This is a genomic window from Luteimonas sp. S4-F44 (assembly GCF_022637415.1).
Taxonomy (GTDB): domain Bacteria; phylum Pseudomonadota; class Gammaproteobacteria; order Xanthomonadales; family Xanthomonadaceae; genus Luteimonas.
The window spans coordinates 209,101-230,318 of record NZ_CP093340.1 but is presented as its reverse complement, the minus strand read 5'-3'; the positions used below and the strand labels follow the sequence as shown (position 1 = coordinate 230,318).

Genomic DNA, 21,218 nt, shown 5'->3' with positions numbered 1-21,218 from the left:
CCCTAGGGGCCGGCGTCGCTCTGCGCGCCGGCCGCGGCGTCCTCGCCGAGCCTCACACGCGGCTTGAGCCAGAAGAACAGCAGCAATGCCGGCGCCGCGACGACCGCGGTGATCACGAAGTAGACCGCGTAGCCCTCGGTGACTTCGACGATCCAGCCCGAAAAGAAGCCCAGCAGCTTGCCAGGCAACATGATCAGCGACGAGAACAACGCGTACTGCGTGGCGGTGTAGCGCTGGTTGACCAGCGCCGACATGTACGCGACCGCCACCGTCCCGAGGAAGCCCTGCGCCAGGTTCTCGCCGGAGATCACGATGGTGAGCCGGGTCAGGTCGCCGTCGGCGCCGATCAGGGCCAGATACAGCAGGTTGCTCGCCGCGCCGAGCACGATGGCGACAAACAGCGGCCACTGCACGCCCCAGCGCGCGACCGCGACGCCGCCCAGAAAAGCACCGGCGATACCGATCCAGATGCCGTAGACCTTGGTGACCGCCGCGATCTCGGTCTTGCTGAAGCCCTGGTCGAGATAGAACGGGCCGATGATGCCGCCGATCAGCGCCTGGTCGGAGATCTTCATCGCCAGGATGAACATCAGGATCGCCAGCGCGACCTTGCCGCCGAACCGGCGGAAGAAATCGGCGAACGGCTCGACCACGCCTTCGCGCAGACCCTGCGCCCAGTTCTGCGCGCGCACGCGCACCACGTCCGGCTCGCGTGCGAGCAGGCAGGCGACGATCGGCAACAGCATGCAGGCGGCCATCGCGCGGTAGACCATCGGCCAGGCGACATGGTCGGCCAGCACCAGCGCCAGCGCGCCGGTCACGATCAGCGCGATGCGATAGCCCAGCGAATAGGTCGCCACGAGCGCACCCTGCGCATTGGCCGGCGCGATCTCGACGCGATAGGCGTCGACCGCGATGTCGAGCGTCGCGCCCGAGAACGCGACCAGCAGCGTCAGCGCGATGAACAACGCCAGCGGCCCGGTGCCCACGGCCGCCATACCCAGCAGTCCTGCCATCACCGCCACCATCGCCAGCAGCAACCAGCCGCGCCGCTGGCCCAGCCGTCCGAGCAGCGGCAACCGCCAGCGATCAACCAGCGGCGCCCACAGGAACTTGAACGAGTACGCCATGCCGGCGCTGGCGATCATCGTGATGTCGCGCAGCTCCATGCCGCCTTCGCGCAGCCAGTAGGCAAGCGTGCCGGCGACGAGCAGGAACGGCAGGCCCGACGCGAAGCCGAACAGGAACATCGTCCGCGCCGCGGGCTGGGTGAAGGCCTGCCAGATCGACGGCTTGCCGGCGCGCGTCGGCGCGGCGGCGCTCACGCGCGATAGTCCACGATGAGCGGCGCGTGATCGGAGAAGCGCGGCTCGGCATGAACCGCGGCGGCCTGGATGCGCTCGCGCAGCGAGGGCGTGACGAACTGGTAGTCGATGCGCCAGCCCACGTCGTTGGCACGCGCCGCGCCGCGGTTGCTCCACCAGGTGTACTCGGCGGCCTCGGGCCGCAGCACGCGCAGCGCGTCGAGCCAGCCGCTCGCTGGCGGCGCGCACAGCCCGTCGCCGCAGGCATCGGCGATCATGCCGTTGAGCCAGGCGCGCTCGGGCGGCGTGCAGCCGGAGTTCTTCTGGTTGCTCGACCAGTTGCGGATGTCGTTGCGGCTGCGCACGATGTTCCAGTCGCCGCACAGCACGTAATCACGGCCGCTGGCGAGCCATTCGTCGAGGATCGGTCGCAACCAGGCCATGACCTCGAACTTGAAGCCCTGACGCAGATCGCCCGACGAGCCGGACGGGATGTAGAACGAGACCACGCTCAGGTTGCCGAAGCGCGCCTCGATGTAGCGGCCCTCCTCGTCGAACGGCGCCCAGCCCAGCGCGGTGCGCACTTCGTCGGGCTCGCGCCGCGCATAGATCGCCACCCCGCTGTAGCCCTTCTTGGTGGTCGCATCGCGGAACCAGGCCTTGTAGCCGGCCGGCAGGAACTCGGCACCGGCGAGCTGGTGCTCCTGGGCCTTGGTCTCCTGCACGCATAACACATCGGCGTCCTGCGCGGCGAACCAGTCGAAGAACCCCTTGCGGGCGGCCGAGCGCAGGCCATTGGCGTTGAAGCTGATGATTCTCATGGCGCGAAGGGTAACCGACGCACGGCGATCGAGTCCGCGCGATCGCGGCCGCCTCGCCCGTCAGCGGCCCTGTCCGGCCGGCCCTTGCACATCGAGGACGCGACGACGGCCGGCCTCACGCGCGCCGCCCTGTGCTGGCACGGCCCGCGACGCGCTGTGCCTTACCATTTGCGCTTTCCGTCCTTCCGTCAGGCCGCCGATGTCCGACCACCGCACCCGCTTCCTGCAGCTTGCCTTCGATGTGCAGGCGCTGCGCTTTGGCGAGTTCACGCTCAAGTCCGGTCGCGTCAGCCCGTACTTCTTCAATGCCGGTCGCTTCGACTCGGGCGCGGCCCTGGCGACGCTGGCACGCTGCTATGCCGATGCGCTCGAGGCGGCGGAGCTCGACTTCGACCTGCTGTTCGGACCGGCCTACAAGGGCATTCCACTGGCGAGCGCGCTGGGCGTCGAGTACGCGCGCCGCGGGCGCGACCTGCCCATTGCATTCAACCGCAAGGAGGCCAAGACCCACGGCGAGGGCGGCACCCTGATCGGCGCACCGCTCGACGGCCGCCGGGTGCTGATCGTCGACGACGTGATCACCGCCGGCACCGCGATCCGCGAGGCGCTGGGCCTGATCGACGCGGCCGGCGGACGAGTGGCGGGCATCGTGATTGCGCTCGACCGCCAGGAGCGCCTGAGCGACGACGATCCGCGCTCGGCCGCCCAGCGCGTGGCCGACGCGCAGGACGTGCCGGTGGTGTCGATCGCCGGGCTGTCGGACCTGCTTGCGTTCACAGGCGAAAACGCGACACTGGACGCCGAGCGCGACCGCCTGCTCGCCTACCGGTCGCAGTACGGAAGCGGCCCGGCGCGCTGATGGCCCGCCAGCGCCGCCGGGGGAGGCACACGATGACGTTGCAGGGACTTCTGGCCGTCGCGCTGTCGCTCGCCGCCGCGACCGCCGGGGCACAGACCATCGCGCCCGAGCGCAAGGTGTACTGCTGGGACGAAGGCGGCCGCCGGGTCTGCGGCGATGCCCTGCCCGCCTCCGCAGTGAACGCGGCGCGCACCGAAATCGACGCCCGCAGCGGCGTGCGCACCGCCGAGATCGGCCGCGCGCTCACCGACGAGGAACGCAGTGCGGCCGAAGCCGCCCAGGCGCAGGCGCAGCGCGAGGCCGACGCGCGCGGCGTGCTGCAGCGCCGGGAACTGGCGATGGTCGAGGCCTACGCGACCGAAGCCGACCTGCGCCGCGCCTACGGCGAGCGCATCGTGCTGGTCGAAGAAGCCATCAAGACCTCGCAGCTGGGCATCGCCAATCTGCGCGCGAGCCTGCTGTCGCTGCTGCGCCAGGCCGCCGATCTGGAACTGCGCGACGCGCCGGTCGACGCGACGCTGATCGCCGGCATCCGCGCCCAGCGCACGGATCTGGAACGCCAGACCGCGGTGCTCGAGCAGCAATTGGCCGACCAGGCCGCGCTTGGCGGCGATCTGCGCGCGGCATTGGCGCGCTATCGCGAGCTCAAGCAGCCGGCGGCGGCAGTGCACGACTAACAGCGCGGGGCGGGCCCCCACCCGGCGCCCAGCGCACACCGACCTCCCCCGCGAGCGGGGAAAGTGACCAGGACGGCACTGCGTGGTTTGGCCCCGCCCGGACCGGGCGCGTATGCTTGCCCGCCCCCACCGCTGCACCGCGAGTCCCTGTGTCCGACCCGATTTCCGCCCTGCTGCTCGGCATCATCGAAGGGCTTACCGAGTTCCTGCCCGTTTCCAGCACCGGCCACCTGCTGATCACCCAGCACTGGCTCGGCGCCCGTTCGGATTTCTTCAACATCGTCATCCAGGCCGGCGCGATCGTCGCGATCACGCTGGTGTTCCGCCAGCGGATCTGGAGCCTGACCACCGGCCTGCACGAACGCGCCAACCGCGACTATGCGATGAAGCTGGCGCTGGCGTTCCTGGTCACCGCGCTGGTCGGCCTGCCGGTGCGCATGGCCGGCTGGGAGCTGCCCGAGACCGTCACGCCGGTGGCCTGGGCGCTGGTGATCGGCGGGCTGTGGATGATCGTCGCCGAGCGCCTGGCCGAGCGCCGGCCCGACCGCAGCGATGTGACCTGGACGGTCGCGGTGCTGGTCGGCCTGGCGCAGGTGCTGGCCGGCGTGTTCCCCGGCACCTCGCGCTCGGCGGCCGCGATCTTCATCGCGATGCTGGCCGGCCTGAGCCGGCGCTCGGCGGCGACCGAGTTCGTGTTCCTGGTCGGCATCCCGACGATGTTCGCGGCCAGCGGCTATGCGTTCCTGGAGTTGTGGCTCGACCAGGGCCTGGGCGAGGAAGCCTGGGGCGACGTCGCGATCGCCTTCGTCGCCGCGATGGTGACCGGCTTCATCGTGGTCAAGTGGTTGCTCGGCTACATCAAGCGCCATCGTTTCACCGGCTTTGCGCTCTACCGCATCGCGCTCGGCCTGGGCCTGCTGCTGTTGATGCCGTCGGGGGTCTGAGACCTTTCGCAAGGCCCAGGTGTCGCCGCCCGCCCCCGCGAACACGGGCGGTGACATCGGCCATGTCTGCTCCGCGCAACGCGCCGAGCGATCTCGAACTGGGCGCGGTCCGGGCAGTCGTCCTGTTCGATGTTTGAACCGCGGGCCCCCTGCGCGTCGGCATGCACAAGGTGCGTGCAGGCGGGCCGGTTAAGCTTGGGCGCATCTGTTCGATCGACAAGGAGACGCCCGATGCGTCGTGCACTGCCCCTGCTGCTGCCGTTCGCCCTGATCGCCTGCTCGCCCACCCCCTCGCCGCCCGATGGCGCCGCGACGCCGGATGGGCAAGCGGCGACCGCCGAACTGCCCGACGCCGCGCCGGCCGACCACACGGCCACGCTCGGGGCCTATCACTGGCGCCTGGTGGATGCCCGCTCGGGCGCCGGCGCGCGGATCGAGGGCCTGCTGGCCGAAGGCGGCGCGCCGTTGCAGCTCGATTTCCGCGATGGCGGCGTCCAGGTCCGCAACGCCTGCAACAATATGAGCGCGAACGTGGCGCTTGACGACGACCGCATGACCGTCGACCAGGTGATCTCGACCATGATGGCCTGCCAAGACCCGCGGCTGCAGACGCTCGAGCGCGAGATCGGCCAGCGCCTGCCCGGCACCCATCACATCACCATCGCTGAGGGCGAAACCCCGCGGTTGACGCTGCAGACCGACAGCGGCGACGTGCTGACGTTCGAGGGCACGCCCACGCCCGCCACGCGCTATGGCAGCGAGGGCGAGCAGGTGTTTCTGGAGATCGCGCCTGAGCGCGTGGCCTGCAGCCATCCGCTGATCCCCGACCACCGCTGCCTGCAGGCGCGCGAGGTGCGTTACGACGCCAACGGCGTGCGCGTGCCCGGCGACGCGCCGTGGGCGCCGCTGTACCAGGAGATCGAGGGATTCACCCACGAAGACGGCACACGCAATGTCGTGCGCGTGCGACGCTTCGATGTGGCCGACCCGCCGACCGATGCGCCGGCGCAGGCCTACGTGCTCGATATGGTGGTCGAGTCGGAGACCGTCACGCGCTGAGCCCAACCTGGCGCGACCGCATGAAGCGCGCGCGCAACGACGCGCGCGCCTCATGCGTCAGGCCGGCGTGGCGCCCGGATGCAGCGCGTAGCTGCCCCACATAGTCGCTTCGGCCAGCACATGGCCCTGCATCGCGCGCTGCACGTCGCCGGCGGTGAAGCGCTCCGGCACGTCGAGACGTTCGACGTCGAGCGCGAACAGACGGAAGAAATAGCGATGCGTGCGCAGGTCGTTGGGCGGCGGGTACGGACCGTCGTAGCCGAACCAGTCGCCGGCCATATCGGGATCGCCTGCGAACCAGCCGGTGTAGTCGTTCAGACCCTGGCGCGCGCCGGCCGGGCCCGGCGGTCGGCGCTTGCCGCCCGGCGTCACACCGTCGCTGGCGCTGCCAGCCTCGATCGCGCGCAGCTCGGCCGGCAAGTCGACCACGGCCCAGTGCACGAACGTGCCGCGCGGATGCGCGACCGGGATCTCGACATCGTCGCGGCCCGCCAGCGACGGGTCGGTCGGCGCATCGGGGTCCAGGCACAGCAGCGCGAACGAACGCGTGCCGGCCGGGACCTCGTCCCAGGCCAGGTGCGGGTTACGGTTGCCGCCGAAGCCGTCGGGCGTGCCCGCCGCGAACGCCGCGGGAATCGGCTGGCCGGGCGCGAAACTGTCGCTGTGGATGCGCATGGTGTCGTCTCCTGGGATGCGGAAAGTCGGGGCGGCGGTCAGGCCTGCGGATAGCCCAGGCGCACCGCGACCGGGGTCAAGGCGGCGATCGGGCCGGCCAGCGCGTCGGTGTACGCACGCCAGCGTCCGGCCGGCAGGCGATCTGTGCCGAGCGCCTGCGGCGGCGGCACCGGAAAGCCGTCGAGCGCGAGGGCCTCGCCCAGTGCGGCCGCGACCGCCATCGGATCGGCGGCCGGCGCGTCGGTGCGCACCACCGTGAGCGGCATCAGCGACTGCTCGATGAGGTCGGCGAACTGCGCCAGGTGGCGGGCCAGCCAGTCGGCCGCGCTCTGGGCGTCTTCGATGCGCATGGTCAACGCGGTGCCGAACGCCAGCCATTCGAGCAGCATGTCGCGCGGATCGCGCAGCGCTAGCAGCAAGCGCGCCTGCGGCAGTTCGGGCCGCAGCGCCAGCAGCCAGGCGTTGTCCCACCACGGCAGCCAGTCGACGATTGCGCCGTCACCGGCATCGCGTGCCGGCAACTGGGTGCGCCAGCTGTCGACGATCTGGCGCGCGGTGAATTCGCCCGCGGCGAGCCGGGCCGGCACGCGAGTGTCCTGGAATGCGTCGGCAACCGGGCCGGCGAAGCGGTCGGCGCGGAACTGGCGCACCGCCTGCCGCAGCAGGCCGGCGATGCGGTCGACCTGGGCGCCGGGCGGTCCATAGAGGAACACCGCCGCGGGCTGCGCCGCCAACGAGTCGGCGACCGGCGGCCACTGCGGCGGCGCGGCGGTCGGCTCGGGCGGTGCGCTCGCCGCGGCGCTGGTCTCGACGCTGACCGCGGTCCAGGTCGCGACCGCATCGGCGTGGCGGCCGGCGGCGTCCTGGGCCAGGCCGACCCAGCGGCGCAGCATCAGCCGCGCAGCGTCGTGCGCAGTTGCCTGCAGACCTTCGGCAAAGGTCACCGCCGCGTCCGGATCGCGCGCGAGCAACTGGTTGAACAGGAACTCGTTGGCCGCGGCATGGCCGGGCTGCAGCGCGGTGACCGCGCGCGCGACCGCTTCGGCCGCTTCCATGTCGCCGGCGCCGGTCTCCAGCGACAGGCGTGCCTGCAACGCCGGCAGGTGATCGGGACGGCGTGCGTTCCAGCGCTCGACGATGCCGCGCGCGGCCTCACCGGCGAACGGCTCGAACGCCAGCCGCGCGAGCCACAGATGATCGTGCTCGGGGCCGGCCGCGAGCGCGGCATCGAGCGTGCTGCGGGCGTCGTCCGCAGCGTCGGTCCTGCTCCACAGCTGGACCAGTGCATTGGTCGCGCGGCGTGACTCGGGATGCGCGGCGAATGCGGCATGCAGCAACGGCGCTGCGCGCTCGGGACGCCCAGCCTCCAGTTCGAGCTCGCCGCCGAGGGTCTGCCACGCCGGGGTGATCTGCGCCGGATCGGCCAGGATCTCGGCGATCACGTCGGCGGCATCGGCCGGACGGCCCTGCTGCAGCACGATCTGCGCCAGCAAGCCGCGCAACGGCGCCTGGCCGGTCTGCTCGATCACGCGGCGGAACGCCTGCTCGGCAAACGCCAGGTGCCCGGCCGCGAGATAGCCGAAGGCCAGCGCATGCAGCACCTGCAGGTCGTCCGGCGCCTGGCTGGAGGCGTGCGACAGCAGGCCCAGCGCGCGGTCGTGGTCGCCGCGACGCGAGGCGATCGCGCCGGCAAGCATCGTCGTCCACGGGTGCTCGGGCGCCACGCGCTCGGCCAGCTTCTGCTGTTGCTCGGCCTCGTCGAGATCGCCGCGGCCGATCGCCAGCTGCGCGCGCATCACATAGGCGCCGAACTGATTGGGATCGAGCGACACCGTCTGCGACAACGCCGCCTGCGCGGCCTCCAGGTCGCGCGCGTCCAGCAGCATGCCCGCGCGCAGGAAGTGCAGCTCGGCCTCGTCGGGCGCATCGGCGATCGCAGCGTCGATCGCGGCCAGCGCGCCGTCGCGATCACCGGCCGTGCGCAGGGCGAGCGCAGCGGCGCGCAGCAGACCGACATCGCGGGGCGCATCGGCCAGGGCCTGGCGCGCGAGCGCGGCGGCATCGTCGTGGGCGCCACGGCGCAGGGCATCGAGGATCTGTTGCTGCATGCTGGTGCCGGCGAGGCGCCGTCCGTCTGGCTGGGCCGGCCATTGTAGCGGGCCATCTGCTGGCGGCCGGCGCTCGTGCGCCCGCGTCGCGCTGCGCGCGTCGATCTTCGCCGACGATGTGGGGAGGTGATCTGTGCGGCGACGCTCAGCCGGTGCCGGGCGCCAGGTCGCTGCCGATCGCATTCGCCAGCCGGGTCCGCGTGCCGGCCTCGCGTGCCGCGCCGGCATGCGCGTCGAGTCGCGCGGCGACCCAGCGTTCGGCGAACCCGTCGAGGTGAGCGTCGAGCAGAAAACCGCAGTGTCCGCCCCAGCGACTGAGCTCGATGCGGGCATGCGCCGGCAATGCCAGGGTGTGAAACGCATCGAGCGGGATCACCGGATCGTCGGCGGCCATCAGGATGTCGGTCGGCACCTGCAGGCCGGCCAGGCGGTCGCCGGCGACCGAGTAGCCGTCGAAGTAGTTGTCGAGCGTGCCGAAATCGGTATGGGTCTGGACCAGCCACTCGGTCAACTCGCGCATGCCCAGGCGCAAGGTCGCATCGTCGAATGCGTGGCGGTCCGGGAACAGCGCGCGTTTGCGCCGCAGCGACGCGCGCCAGTTGCGTTCGAAGTGCCGCAGGTACAGCCGATGCCCGCGTTCCATGTGCACCATCGTGCGCGCCGGATCGACCACCGGGCACACCGAGGCCACGCCGGCCAATGGCAGGCCAACCGCCGGCGCGCGCAGCGCCAGGCGCAGCACGAAGTTGCCGCCGAGCGAGTAGCCGGCTGCGACCATCGGCCGGGCCGGGAAGCGTCGCGACACGTCGAGCGCGGCGTGCACCACCTCGTCAATCCGGTTGGAGTGGAAGATCGCCTCATTGAGATGATGGCTGCCACCATGATCGCGGAAGTTCAGCCGGAACACCTCGTAGCCGCGCTCGAGCATCCGCGCCGCGGTCAAGCGCATGTAGCTCGATTCGGTGCTGCCCTCCCAACCGTGCAACAGCAGCGCCAGCCCGCGCGATGCGGCGCCGGGCACCACCGAATGCAGGCCGTGCAGGCGCACGCCCTCGCCGCCGTCGACCAGATGCTCGGTGGTCACCGCGCCAGTCGCCGCCAGCAGCCGGGCGCCGCGTCGGCGGCGCCAGGGGCTGCTGGCGAGCACGGTCTGCACGTGCGGGCTGCGTAGCCAGACCGGCGGCACATAGTCGCTGCCGCGCAGGCCGCCATCGGGACCCGGCGGCCGGTCCGCATCCGCCGTCGCCGACGGATGCGTCGCGGTCATCCCGCCGCCCCAAGCGCGGCGACGATGCGCTCGCGCGAGACATCGGCGATCCGGCGCCGGCCGTCGCCCTCGCCCGGCAGGATCGGCTCGAGGAAGATCACGTCGGCCTGCCGCGGCGCTTCGCCGAGCAACCGCAGGAAGTTGGCGAAGAACGACTCACCATCGTGGAACGCCACGATCGTCTGCGCCGCACCGTCGACGCCGTAGCGCAGAGCGACCGGCTGCACCGCGACATTGGCCTCGACCGCGGCCAGGAAGATGCGCGCGTGGAACGGGCCGACGTGCGTGCCACCGCGCGTACGCCCTTCGGGAAAGACCGCGACCGGACGCCCGGCGCGCAGCCGCGCGAGCATTTCCTGCAGCACCCCGCCCAGCGATTCCTGGCTGCCGCGCTGGTGGAAGATGGTCTCCCCGCGCGCGGCCAGCCAACCCACCACCGGCCAGCCGGCGATCTCGCGCTTGGCGACGAAACCCATCATCCGCTGGCTGTGCAGCGCGACGATGTCGACCCAACTCACGTGGTTGGCGACGAACAGCGTCGCGCCGGGCAACGGCGTGCCGATGCGGCGCATGCGGAAGCCGAACACCCGCATCAAGCCGCCCTGCCACCAGCGGATCATCCGGTGGTCGATCCGCTCGCCGCTGCGCAGCGTGCGTGTCCCAATCAACGGCACCATCGACAACAGCACCAGCGGCAGGTGCACGAAGACGTGCCACAGCAGCATCGGCACGCGATACGCGTAGCGCAATGCGCGCACCGACCGGCCGCCGGTGCCGGCATGAATGGGGGAGGACGTCATGCGCGCACCATACCCAAACCGGTCATGGGCGCGCCACTGCGGAACGAGGAGGCGCTCACGGCTTGGGGATCACCGCCAGCGTCAGCCGGGAGGCGCAGACCAGCCGACCGTCAGCATCCTCGATGCGGATATCCCAGACCTGCGTGCTGCGGCCCACGTGCAGCGCGCGCGCAGTCCCGGTGACCATGCCGCTACGCACACCGCGCAGGTGATTGGCGTTGATCTCGATACCGACGACGCCGCAGCCCTCGGGCGCGGCCAGGCCGCCGGCGGAGCTGCCGATCGTCTCGGCCAGCAGCGCAGACGCGCCGCCGTGCAGCAGCCCGTAGGGCTGATGGGTCCGCGCATCGACCGGCATGGTCGCGCGCAGGTAATCGGGGCCGATCTCGGTGAAAACGATGCCAAGTGTGGCGATCGCGGTATTGGCCGACAGCGCGTTGAGCTGCTCGACCGTGGTATCGCTGCGGAACATGCGTCGCGGACTCCGGGCGGGAACGTGCCAGCTTAGGCCGTTCCTCGACGTGGCGCATGCATCGGTGCGTTGCGGTGCGGCCGGGCGTCAGCGACGGGGCGGCCTCGTGGGCCCTGGCCGTCGCGGCCGGTGCAGTGGGTCAGGCGAAACGGAACCGCGACGGCAGCGTGCCGGCATCGCGACTGCGGGCAGCGGCGCCGCTCCGGCGGCGGGCGGCCTGCGCGCAGCCGGTCGCGCGCGGCAGCGACGACATCGGGGCGAGACGGGCGGCAGCGTGAACGATGGCGAGCATGCGGGTCATGGCGAGGGTCCGGGGGCGAGGGGGAAAGGGGAGGGGGGAAGGGGACGGTCAGGCGACGCGGAAGCGGCTGGGCACCGACGACTGGCTGTAGCTGCGCGGCGTGCCGTAGCCGCTGCTGCGGCCGTAGCCAACCCCGAAGGGGCGGACATAGGCAGCGTTGGGGGCGGTGCGGGTGGGGGCGGTCTGGGTCTGCATGGTCGTGCTCCGGTGTGGTTGTGCTTCGGTGTGTTGGTAGACTACAACACCACCGTTCGAGAACACCATGTGCCGGAGGTCATAGCCGGCCAGCACCTCGGAACTGTTCAGCAATCGTTTATTTTCTGCCGACCATCCGGCGCCCGCGCCGGGCGCAAGGCGCGCCTCCCAGCCGTCCATCCCAGGGGGACACGGCGCGTGGTGCGGGAGGAAGGCCGCCAGAGGCACCTGCGGCACACGCCAGCACGCCGACGGCCCGCGCAAGGCGTCTCCACCGCGCGCCGTGGGCCGGCGTTCGCTACAGGATCGGCACCAGGCCCGCCCCGAAGGCGGTCGAGATCCGGGTCAGCAGGCTGCGCCAACCGAGGCTGACCTCGGGGAAGTCGCCGACAGGCGCGTAGCAGGCGCGAAAGCCCGGATCGTCGGGCGACAGCGGCGCCGGGCAATCAGGTCCGGGCTGGAACTCGTAGCTGGTCGCATAGCGCGTGGGCCACAGGTCGAACACCGGCAATCGCTCGGAGATCTTCGCCATCGTGTAATCGATGCCGGAGAAGAAGGCTGGCTTGTCGCGCCGGGCGATGGTCCACGAGTTCGCCGGCGCGATGTCGCGCTGGATGCTCGCCGCCAGCCGGCGCGCGAATGCGGGATCGGCGATGACGATCGCACTCTCGGTATTGAGTGTGTCGCCGCGCGGGTCGAAGTTGTGCGTGCCGACGACGCCGACCCGGTCGTCGATCACCATCGACTTGGCGTGCAGCCCGACGCGCACACCGGCGCGGTTGAGCGGCACGCGCCGGTTCACGCCGATGCCGGCATAGCGCAGCGCCGAGTACTCGCGCGTGAGCGGTGGCGCGCTGTCCGGCCGGGCGGCGAGCGCCGCTTCGCGGGTCGTCGCCACGCCCTCCGCCCCGCTCTCCTCGATATTGACGCTGCCATCGGCATTCCAGGAGATGCCGACCGCACCGGTCGCCTCCAGATCGATCGGTGCGTCCTCGGGAAACGGTTTGTACTCGTAGATGTGGAAGCCGAAATCGCGCAGATGCCGGCGCTTGTACTTGTAGGACAACGCGTAGGTGATGAACGAATCGGTCGCCGCCAGGCTGTTGGTCGAGACCGTGACCTGCGGCGGATCGGGCCGCTCGCGGAGCGTCTCGAACATCTGCTCGGCCGGCTTGGACAGCACCAGGTACGGGGTCTGCAGCAGTACGTCGTGGTCGGCCGACTCGATCAGTTCGCGCAGTCGCGGCGTGGCGGCGGTCGCGTCCTGCGCGCGCTCGTGGTCGCGCTTGTGCTTGGCCGGCAGGTCGCCGATGAATTCCACGTGGCCCACGTCGATCGCGGCCGCCGCCAGGCGTTGCTGCACCAGCACCGCGTCGCTGGCGTCGGCCGAGACCGAGGCCACGCGCTCGGGCCGCGCATAGTCCAGGAACGACACATCGGGCACGCCGCCGCGCAGCAGATGCTGGCCGACGTCGGTGAGCTGCTCGACCGGTGTACTCAGCGACGACTGCCAGAACGCCTCGAAGTTTGCGGCCATGTCGGCCACCACCGGGCCGGCGACCAGGACGTCACGGTCACGGAAGTTGAAGCTATCGTTCCAGTCGAAATAGTCGTCCTGGTAGTTGCGGCCGCCGGTGATGCCGACCAGGCCGTCGACCAGCAGCGCCTTGCTGTGCATGCGCTGGTTGAGCCGGCGCCAGCAGCACGCCGCGGCCAGGGCGTAGCGCGGATAGCTGATGCGCGCACGGCCGAGCACCGGGTTGTAGATGCGCAGTTCGAAACCGACATGCGCACCGGCCAGTGCGGTGAGGGTCTCGACGGTGCGCAATGCCGAGAGCTGGTCGACCAGCAGCCGCACGCGCACACCGCGGCGGGCGGCGGCCAACAGCTCTTCGAGCACCAGATGGCCCGAATCGTCCTCGTCGAAGATGTAGGTCTGCACATCGAGCGTGTGCTGCGCGCCGCGGATCAGATCCAGCCGCGCAATCAGCGCATCCTGGCCGTACTCGAGCAGCAACGCGGCATGGTGCGGCGCCTCGGGCGCGCTGCGTGCGAAGGCGCGCACGCCCAGTTCGCGTAGCGGTGACGGCGTCGCGCAGGCATCCGCGCGCGCGCACACGATCGTGGTGTCGCGCGCCTCGATCGCGATCTGCGCCGCGCGCTCGCGCTGCGCGGTGGTGAGCGTCGTACAGGCGCCGGTGGCCAGCGTGGCCGCCAGCAGCAGGGCACGTCCGATCCAGCGCATCAGTGCGGCTCCACCGCCCGGATCCGCAGCGTGAAGCGGACCTGGTCGGACAGGGCGTAGCCCCAGCGGTCCATCGCGTAACGACTGCGGCGGACATCGCCCTCGCCCACGACGTCGCAGTCCACGGCCGGACGCGCGCACTCGGCAGGCGCGATCCGGAATGTCTCGCGCTGGGCGATGCCGCGGATGCTCAACACGCCGGTCATCGCACCGCCCTCGCGGGCGAGCGTCGGCGGATAGGGATCGGAAACGAACCGCACTTCGGGATGGCGCTCGACATCGAAGAAACCGGCGCCCCGGGTGATGCGGGTGTAGCTGCGGCTGCCGACGATCTCCACGCCGCCGGTGGGCAGCGTCAAGCGCACCTGATGCCGGCCGTCGGGCAGCACCACGATCTCGCCGCGCCAAGCATCGAACCGGCCTTCGAGCTGCTGGCCCCAGCGCGTGCGCAGTTGGAAGCCGATGTCCGAGCGCGCGGTGTCGAGCACCAGCGCGCGGGTCTCGTTGGCCATCGCCGGCGCGACCGCGACCGCCGCCAGCCAGAGGCCGGCCGACAGCAGCCACGGCGTGCCGGGCGACGGCCTGCGGCCTGCGCGCGCAATGCGACCCGGTGGCGTGGGCATCGTCTCGAGCGTGACGCTCAGGGCCACCAGAACGCCGACAGGTCGGCAACGCCCGGCTCGACCGCAGCGTCGTCGCGCAGGCTCAACACCGCGATGCCGCCCGGCGGCATGCCACGGTAGTCGCCCGACTGGCCGCTGTGCAGCAGCGCCGCGAGCCGTTCGAGGCCCGGGTTGTGGCCGACCAGCAGCAACCGCCCGACCTCGCGATGCTCGTCGACCAGGCCGGCCAGCGTGCCGGGCATGGCTTCGTAGATCGCCGGTTCCAGGCGCTGATCGACGTAGCCGACCACGCCCAGCACCGCCTCCAGCGTCTCGCGCGTGCGCCTGGCCGGCGAGCAGAGCACGCAATCGGGGATCAGCGTCTTGTCGCGCAACCAGCGCCCGGCGGCCTCGGCCTCGGCCAGGCCCTCGGCCGACAGCGGACGGTCGATGTCCGCCTGTCCGGGCAACGCAGGGTCGGCGTGGGCGTGGCGGAGCAGGATCAGTTCGCGCATGGGCGTGGCGGTCTCGTCGTCGGGTCGGGATCGGGTGCGCGGCTACTTCTTCAGCCACTTCAGCAGCGGCGTCCAATCGTCCTGATGCTCGCGCACCTGCGCCGAATGGTAGTCGAACAGGCTGCGACCCAGCCCCACGAGCATGACGTAGGCCTGGCTGTCGCGCAGTTGCGCGACCACCGGGTACGGCCATTGCGCGAGCAGGTAGAGCGCCTGCTGCGAGGCGTTGGTCCACGGCCGCAACCGATTGGCGACCAGGCCTACGCGGGTGTTGCCGCGACGCACGTGCGGATGGCGGGCGAGCGTATTGAGAAAGCCCACCGTCGCATCGATGTCGAGCGCCGACGGCAGCACCGGTACCACGATGGCATCGGCGGCCTCCAGATAGGCGTCGAGATCGTCGGCCATCGCGCCAGCGGCGGCATCGATGATCAACCGCGTCGTGCCCTCGGGGACCGCCGCCAGCACCTTGCGGTGCCGCGCGCTGCCGTCGATCGGCAGCACCGCGCTATCGAGCCCGGCGCGGCGTTCAGCCCAACGCGTGGAGGAGTGCTGCGGGTCGGCATCGACCAAGACGGTCGACTCGCCCGCCAGCGCCGCGTGCGCGGCGAGATGGGTGGCGATCGTGGTCTTGCCGACGCCGCCCTTGGAACTGGCCACCAGCACGGTCTTCATCGAGGTCTTCCGCAGATCCGGTCGAGCCAGCGTACACCGGCGAGCGGACAGGCGTGTATGGAGCCCCGACAAGCCGGCAGGCAGCCGATCGCGGCACGAGGACGGCGCACCCATGCCATCGGTCATGGTTGACGACAGCTGTCGTCACGCCTAGCCTGACGACATCTGTAGTCAACCCGGGACACCATGATGGCCAGATCCACGATCGGAGACCAGGAGCTCGCCTTGCTCCAGTCGATCGGACAGCAAGGAGATGCCACGGTCGGCGAAGTCGCCGCCGACTTCGGCGAGGCGCGCGGCCTGGCGCGCTCGACTGTGCTCACGATGATGGAGCGGCTGCGCGCCAAGGGCTATCTGCGCCGCCATCGCGTCGATGGCGTCTATCGCTATGCCGCCACGCGCGGCGAGGACGACGTGGTACAGGGCGCGGTCGCGGCCTTCGTGGAGAAGACCCTGCAGGGCTCGGTGAGCCCGTTCGTGGCCTTCATGTCCAAGCGCGGCAAGGTCAGCGACGACGAGCTGGCCGAACTCGAGGCGCTGGTCGCACGCCTGCAATCCGAGCGCGGGGAGGACTGAGCATGGACACCACGATCACGCTGCTGCTCGAACGCCTGGCCACGACCAGCCTGCACACTCTGGTGCTCGCCGCCGTGATCTGGGGCCTGTGCCGCTGGCTGCCGCGGCTGTCCGCCGCCAGCCAGTGTTGGCTGTGGTGGCTGGTGGGTCTGCAGGCCGTGCTGGGCCTGACCGTCGGCCGGCTTGAACTGCCGTGGCTGCCGGCCACCGCCCCACCACCGATGCCGGCATTGGCGCTGCCCGCCAGCGACGTCGCGATCGTCGCCGTGCAGACGCCGCAGCTCGCCGTACCGCTGTGGCCGGTCGCAATCGCGGCCCTGTGGGCCGCCGGTGTCCTGCTGATGGCCGTCGGCACCTTGCGCGGCTGGCGCGACGCTCGCGCCCTGGTCCGCAGCGCGCGGCCCTGCACCGACGCGTCGCTGACCCAGGCGCTGGCGCTGGCCTGCGAGGCTCACGGCCTGCGCCGCGCACCGCCGCTGCGGATCTCCGCACGGATCGCCTCGCCACAGTTGGTCGGTGCCCTGCGCCCCACCCTGCTGCTGCCCGAACAGACCGCGCTCGACAGCGACGAACTGGACATGGCCCTGACCCACGAACTGGTGCATCTGCGCCGCGGCGACCTGTGGCTGGGCTGGGTGCCGACGCTGGCGCGCCACCTGCTGTTCTTCCACCCCCTGGTGCATCTGGCCGTGCGCGAGTACGGCATCGCCCGCGAGGCCGCCTGCGACGCCGCGGTGGTCGCCGGCGACCATCGCTGCCGGCACGGCTACGGCCGCCTGCTGGTGCGCCTGGGCGTCACGCCTGGCCGGCCCGCGTGCCTGGCCAGTGCATCGCCCACCTTCCTGAGCCTCAAGCGGAGACTGACCATGCTGCAGACCACGCATTCCTCCTCTCGCCTGGGCGCATCGCTATTGCTGCTCGGGGTCGCCGTTGCCGGCGTGCTGCCGCTGCGGTTGGTCGCGGCGCCTGCCGCCCCCGCCGTGCCCCTGGTGCCGGCCGCAGCCGCGACCCCCACGCGCCCGGTGTTGCCGGTGACGGCACCGGCGGCGCCCGCGACACCGTTGGCGCCTGCGCACCCCATCGCCGCGACGGTGGCCGCCGCGCTCAGCGCGGAAGAGATCGCCAAGATCGCCACCTCCGCGGCGCAGGCGGCCGAGGCCGCGCTCAGTTCAGCCGAGATCGCCGCGATCACGGCCGCCGCGACGTCCGAAGCCCTGGCCGCCGCTGCACCGGCGATCGCCTCGTCGGTCGCCTCGGCGACGACGGTCAGCACCCGCCAGATCCAGATCTCCGGCCACACGCCCCAGGCCTATGTGCGGAGCCGCGGCGGCGCCGATTTCGTCATGAGCGGGTCGACGGAGGATTTCGAGGAGGCCAAGCGCCAGACCGGCAGCGGCGATGCGTTGTGGCTGCGACGCGGCAACGACCGCTATCTGATCCGCGACCCCGCCACCCTGCGCCGCTTCGACACGCTGTTCGAACCCGTCGCCCGCCTCGGCCGCGAGCAGGGCGAGCTGGGCAAGCAGCAAGGTCGGCTGGGCGGCGAGCAAGGCCGGCTCGGCGCCGAGCAGGGCACCCTGGGTCAGCGGCAGGCCCGCCTGGCCACTGCCGCCGCACAGCGCGGACTGGCCGGCGACGGCGACGTGCCGGCCAGCGAACGGCGCGACCTCGAGGAGATCGCCGCCCGCCAGCGCGAACTTGGCGACCGTCAACGTGCGCTGGGCCGACAGCAGGCCGAACTGGGCCGCCGTCAGGGCGCGCTCGGGGAGCGCCAGGCCGAGGCCAGCCGCCAGGTCGAAGCGGCGCTGCCGCGCCTGCTCGACGACGCACTGGCCGCCGGCAAGGCGCAGCGGCTGTAACCGTGGTCGCGGCCGCGGGCGATGCGCAGGGCCACGGCCCACGCACCGCCCGCGTGCCGTGCCCCGCTACCGGCGCCGCGCCTTGCGACGGGCGCCGCGCCTTGCGACGCTTGCGGCGAACGGCCCGATGCGCCCGACGCACCAGGAATGGAACCCCTTTTAGGTCCCGCATGCCTGCTCGTTGCGCTACCACGGGATCGCGGTGTGCGGTGTTTCGACAAATCGACCGGAAACCGCGTCATCACCAAGAAGCGCGTACTCGACCGGCAACGTCGCGCCCTCTTCCACTTCGATTTCTGCCTGATGCCCGTTCAGATCCGTTTTCACATGACCGGGGGGAGATCGAATTGACGACAATGGATGTCCCACGAAGCTCTTCGGCAAGCAGCACGGTCAGCATGTTGAGTGCCGCCTTGGATGCGTTATAGCCAGTCAAGCGTACGGCATAGAATTTCGAGGTCGGATCGCCATTGAGCGTCAGTGAGCCGAGAGAGCTGGACACATTGACGATCCGACCCGCCACCGATTGACGCAGCATAGGCAGCATGGCCTGCGTCACTTGCAACGTGCCGACGAAGTTGGTCTCGATAATGCGACGCACCGCTTCAGGTGCCGCCGTGCTCGGCGGCCCGTCGTGGGTATCCACGATGCCGGCGTTATTCACGAGAATATCCAGCCTTCCATAATTGGCCTGGATAAACTCAGCCGCGGATTGAATGCTCACTGCATCGTTGAGATCGATGCGCAGGGACTCAACACGCAGTCCGTGAGAGGCCAGATCGTCGACCGCAACTTGCGCGCGCCCCAGATCGCGAGCGCCAATGATGACGGAGATGCCAGCGCGGGCAAGCTGGCGGGCAATTTCCCGTCCAATCCCTTTATTCGCGCCAGTGACGAGTGCAACGCGCTGTGTGGCATTCACGACCAGCTCCTATCAGGAGTGTGTGGGCGTTGCTATTGTGTGAAGGATCCTTCGGTTTTGGAATTCGCTTATGCCGTCGCGCACGTCTCCCCGCCTGGACGCCCGTAAAAAGCCGCGTCAGGCCCGCGCGCTGGCCACGCTGGATGCGATTTTCGAGGCAACGATTCAGGTTTTGCTGACCGATGGCCCTTACCGACTGACGACGACGCGGGTCGCCCTGCGCGCCGGGGTCTCGGTCGGCACCATGTATCAGTACTTTCCGAACAAGCAGGCGTTGTTCTATGCCTTGAATGAGCGCTACATGGACACCTTGGCTGAGAAGGTGGAGACCACTTGTAAGGCACGGCATGGAATCCCCGTCCGCCAGATGGTGGAAGCGCTTCTCACCACCTACTGGAACGCCAAGATGGAACGCCCCGACGTGACCCAAGCGCTCTACCGCGCCATCGCGGAATTGGATAACGGCCCGTTGATTGAGGCGTTTGGCCGACGTGTCGATGCCGCGACCACCACGATGCTCTCCAGTGCGTCCGACGCTGTCTTCACTGACTTGCCGGGCGTCAATCTCACGCTTCTGACCACCATCTTCGGGACGGTGCGCAACGTGTTCGAACGCAACCTCCCTTCCACTGAAGCCGAGGCTGTTCGCGAACAGTTGCTGCTGATGTGCACGGCCTATCTGGAAGCCGTGAGCGCGCAGAGGACGCCTGGCGCCAACCCGGCGGCACTGCGCTGTGGCTGCGACGCGGCGGCGACCGCTAGCTGATCCGCGACCCCGCCGCCCAGCGCCGCTTCGACCCCTGGTTCGAGCCGCTCGCCCGCCTCGGCGGCGAACAGGGCGAACCGGGCACGCAGCAAGAACGGCTGGGCAGCGAGCAACGCCGGCTCGGCGCCGAACAGGGCGTCCTGGGCCAGCGGCAAGCCCGCCTGGCCACGGCCACCGCGCAGCACGGGATCCGCACTTCGTGCGTTGCGGACGACCGGCATTGCGCCGTTCGCCCACGCTGTAGACGCCGCATTGGCGCGTTGGTCATTTATCGCGGCCGCGATCTGTACATTTCCCGACGCGGCGGCCGCCGACGCCGATCCGGACTGTCGCGGCGACGACGCGGTCGCCGTCGCCGTGCCGGTGCGTCTGACCTACGCGTTCGTGTTCGAAGCGCGCACCGTGCGCGGGCGTGCGATCAGACGCGACTGACCACGCACACGCGACGCGGCGCGCTGCGGATCAACGCATCGGCTGCCAGTCCACCGGGGGCGTCAGCGGCACGCCCGCCTCCTGCAGCACGCGCTCGACCAGCGCGACCTCGCTGCGGATCGACGGGTCGGCAAGCAGACGCACCAGCTGCGCGGCGCCGTCGCGCGGCTGCGACCCGGCGATACGCCCCCACTCGAGCATCTGCCAATCGAGCGTGCGCTGGCGCGACTGCGCGTCGCGCCGATCGGCCGCGGTCGACGCGGTGCGCGCCAGCAGTTCCAGGCCGAGCATGCGACCGAGTTGTGTATCAGCGGTGTCGGCCATCAGCGTACCGACATGGCGGCAATCGCGCAGGCGGCCGACGTCGCCGCGCAACGCGTCCGGCGAGCAGGCCTGCAACATCGGCGCCAGGCCCGGCGGCGGGAACGCGGCCCACAGCGTCATCGCGATTGTCGCCGCGTGCTCATCGGCGATGTAGTCGCCGGCATCGGCCAATGCAGCGCGTTCGGTCGCGGTCGGCGGGTGGCGCAGCAGCGCAGCCTGAATCCAGCGGACCTGCTCGAGCATGCCCAGGTCGAAGCGACGGGCGCCGCGCGCATCGGCCAGCAGCGTGTCGACACGGCCGCCCCGGTACAGCAAGGGCGCGAGATTCTCTGGGTCGCTGCCGAGCCAGCGCTGCGCTGCGCGCAGGCGAAGCGGGGCGTCGCCGCCGGCCATCAACAACGCATTGGCCAACGCATCGCCTCCGGCCTTGTCCGCCGCGCTGCGACGCCAGGCGTCGGCCTGCGCATCGGCGGGCGCCGCCAACGACGGCGCGTCGTCATCACTCGGCGCATCGCCCGCCATCGTGGTCGCAGAACGCAGCATCGCCGCCAGTGCGAGATCGCGCGGCTGGCCGCGTTCGGCAAGGGCGGCGGCGCTGCGCTGCAGCCAGTCGGTCCAGGCGCGCTGTTCGGCCTGCGAGGGCGCATCGGCCTGCGGCGCCTCGTCGAAGCGTGTGTACGGCGCCTGGGCCTGCGCGGCTGGCGCGGCGAACGTCGCGATCAGGACGGCGAGCAGCAGGGGGCGCATCGAGGACTTCCGGATGTCGATCATCGGTGCAGGATACGCGGTGCCGATTGTGTGGTGCCCCAACCGGCGCTTG

General features: G+C 70.8%; 22 protein-coding genes and 1 pseudogene. 8 read left to right on the top strand and 15 right to left on the bottom strand.

Annotation, left to right across the window (positions count from 1 at the left end; genetic code table 11):
• Positions 1–2 precede the first annotated feature (2 nt).
• Complete coding sequence (locus tag MNO14_RS01055) at positions 3–1,250, bottom strand: MFS transporter (protein ID WP_241946221.1); 1,248 nt, start codon at positions 1,248–1,250, stop codon at positions 3–5.
• 71 nt (positions 1,251–1,321) lie between these two features.
• Positions 1,322–2,125 carry an exodeoxyribonuclease III gene (locus tag MNO14_RS01050; RefSeq protein ID WP_241944972.1) on the bottom strand — a complete coding sequence of 268 codons (804 nt, stop codon included), beginning with the start codon at positions 2,123–2,125 and terminating at the stop codon, positions 1,322–1,324.
• 199 nt (positions 2,126–2,324) lie between these two features.
• Here MNO14_RS01050 and pyrE point away from each other — a divergent pair, with 199 nt between their 5' ends.
• From pyrE to MNO14_RS01030, 4 genes are all read left to right on the top strand, one after another.
• Positions 2,325–2,984, top strand: coding sequence for an orotate phosphoribosyltransferase (pyrE, locus tag MNO14_RS01045; RefSeq protein ID WP_241944971.1), 660 nt, complete (start codon positions 2,325–2,327; stop codon positions 2,982–2,984).
• A gap of 32 nt (positions 2,985–3,016) precedes the next feature.
• On the top strand, positions 3,017–3,661 hold the full coding sequence (locus tag MNO14_RS01040) for a hypothetical protein (protein ID WP_241944970.1): 645 nt from the start codon (positions 3,017–3,019) through the stop codon (positions 3,659–3,661).
• Positions 3,662–3,810: 149 nt separating this feature from the next.
• Entirely contained in the window at positions 3,811–4,605 is a 795-nt protein-coding gene (locus tag MNO14_RS01035) for an undecaprenyl-diphosphate phosphatase (RefSeq protein WP_241944969.1), read from the top strand.
• 231 nt (positions 4,606–4,836) lie between these two features.
• Entirely contained in the window at positions 4,837–5,664 is an 828-nt protein-coding gene (locus MNO14_RS01030; protein WP_241944968.1) for an META and DUF4377 domain-containing protein, read from the top strand.
• Positions 5,665–5,721: 57 nt separating this feature from the next.
• Here MNO14_RS01030 and MNO14_RS01025 read toward each other — a convergent pair whose 3' ends face one another.
• The 11 genes and pseudogenes from MNO14_RS01025 to MNO14_RS00975 form a co-directional block, all read right to left on the bottom strand.
• Positions 5,722–6,339 (bottom strand): YbhB/YbcL family Raf kinase inhibitor-like protein, encoded by a 618-nt coding sequence (locus MNO14_RS01025; protein ID WP_241944967.1) that lies wholly within the window; start codon positions 6,337–6,339, stop codon positions 5,722–5,724.
• A 38-nt stretch (positions 6,340–6,377) separates the two neighbouring features.
• The gene (locus MNO14_RS01020; protein WP_241944966.1) at positions 6,378–8,447 is read right to left on the bottom strand and encodes a tetratricopeptide repeat protein; all 2,070 of its coding nucleotides are present in this window, start codon (positions 8,445–8,447) and stop codon (positions 6,378–6,380) included.
• 235 nt (positions 8,448–8,682) lie between these two features.
• Positions 8,683–9,651: pseudogene (locus MNO14_RS01015) on the bottom strand (alpha/beta fold hydrolase); the annotation flags it as partial.
• Between the two features lie 59 nt (positions 9,652–9,710).
• Positions 9,711–10,514 (bottom strand): lysophospholipid acyltransferase family protein, encoded by an 804-nt coding sequence (locus tag MNO14_RS01010; RefSeq protein WP_241944965.1) that lies wholly within the window; start codon positions 10,512–10,514, stop codon positions 9,711–9,713.
• A gap of 55 nt (positions 10,515–10,569) precedes the next feature.
• Entirely contained in the window at positions 10,570–10,986 is a 417-nt protein-coding gene (locus MNO14_RS01005) for a hotdog fold thioesterase (protein ID WP_241944964.1), read from the bottom strand.
• A 139-nt stretch (positions 10,987–11,125) separates the two neighbouring features.
• Positions 11,126–11,287: a hypothetical protein gene (locus MNO14_RS01000; protein ID WP_241944963.1), complete on the bottom strand. Its 162-nt coding sequence runs from the start codon at positions 11,285–11,287 to the stop codon at positions 11,126–11,128.
• A 48-nt stretch (positions 11,288–11,335) separates the two neighbouring features.
• The gene (locus tag MNO14_RS00995; RefSeq protein WP_241944962.1) at positions 11,336–11,482 is read right to left on the bottom strand and encodes a hypothetical protein; all 147 of its coding nucleotides are present in this window, start codon (positions 11,480–11,482) and stop codon (positions 11,336–11,338) included.
• Positions 11,483–11,780: 298 nt separating this feature from the next.
• A complete protein-coding gene (locus MNO14_RS00990; RefSeq protein WP_241944961.1) occupies positions 11,781–13,727 on the bottom strand; it encodes a phospholipase D family protein in 1,947 nt (648 codons plus the stop codon).
• Positions 13,727–14,377, bottom strand: coding sequence for a YceI family protein (locus tag MNO14_RS00985; protein ID WP_241944960.1), 651 nt, complete (start codon positions 14,375–14,377; stop codon positions 13,727–13,729). Before MNO14_RS00985 ends, MNO14_RS00990 begins: the two co-directional genes overlap by 1 nt.
• The gene (locus tag MNO14_RS00980) at positions 14,368–14,844 is read right to left on the bottom strand and encodes a histidine phosphatase family protein (protein ID WP_241944959.1); all 477 of its coding nucleotides are present in this window, start codon (positions 14,842–14,844) and stop codon (positions 14,368–14,370) included. Before MNO14_RS00980 ends, MNO14_RS00985 begins: the two co-directional genes overlap by 10 nt.
• A gap of 42 nt (positions 14,845–14,886) precedes the next feature.
• Entirely contained in the window at positions 14,887–15,519 is a 633-nt protein-coding gene (locus tag MNO14_RS00975) for a ParA family protein (protein WP_241944958.1), read from the bottom strand.
• A 189-nt stretch (positions 15,520–15,708) separates the two neighbouring features.
• Between MNO14_RS00975 and MNO14_RS00970 the strand changes: the two genes are divergently transcribed.
• Together MNO14_RS00970 and MNO14_RS00965 are read left to right on the top strand one after the other, a co-directional pair.
• Entirely contained in the window at positions 15,709–16,095 is a 387-nt protein-coding gene (locus MNO14_RS00970; RefSeq protein ID WP_241944957.1) for a BlaI/MecI/CopY family transcriptional regulator, read from the top strand.
• Positions 16,096–16,097: 2 nt separating this feature from the next.
• Positions 16,098–17,954 (top strand): M56 family metallopeptidase, encoded by a 1,857-nt coding sequence (locus MNO14_RS00965; protein WP_241944956.1) that lies wholly within the window; start codon positions 16,098–16,100, stop codon positions 17,952–17,954.
• Between the two features lie 241 nt (positions 17,955–18,195).
• Here MNO14_RS00965 and MNO14_RS00960 read toward each other — a convergent pair whose 3' ends face one another.
• Positions 18,196–18,876, bottom strand: a complete 681-nt coding sequence (locus tag MNO14_RS00960) for an SDR family NAD(P)-dependent oxidoreductase (RefSeq protein WP_241944955.1) — start codon at positions 18,874–18,876, stop codon at positions 18,196–18,198.
• A gap of 70 nt (positions 18,877–18,946) precedes the next feature.
• On the opposite strand from MNO14_RS00960, the gene MNO14_RS00955 reads away from it, so the two are divergent.
• Both MNO14_RS00955 and MNO14_RS00950 read left to right on the top strand, forming a co-directional pair.
• On the top strand, positions 18,947–19,642 hold the full coding sequence (locus MNO14_RS00955; protein WP_241944954.1) for a TetR/AcrR family transcriptional regulator: 696 nt from the start codon (positions 18,947–18,949) through the stop codon (positions 19,640–19,642).
• Positions 19,643–19,894: 252 nt separating this feature from the next.
• Positions 19,895–20,074 (top strand): hypothetical protein, encoded by a 180-nt coding sequence (locus MNO14_RS00950; RefSeq protein ID WP_241944953.1) that lies wholly within the window; start codon positions 19,895–19,897, stop codon positions 20,072–20,074.
• Positions 20,075–20,104: 30 nt separating this feature from the next.
• Here the strand turns inward: MNO14_RS00950 and MNO14_RS00945 are convergent, their stop codons facing one another.
• On the bottom strand, positions 20,105–21,169 hold the full coding sequence (locus MNO14_RS00945) for a hypothetical protein (protein WP_241944952.1): 1,065 nt from the start codon (positions 21,167–21,169) through the stop codon (positions 20,105–20,107).
• Positions 21,170–21,218: the final 49 nt, after the last annotated feature.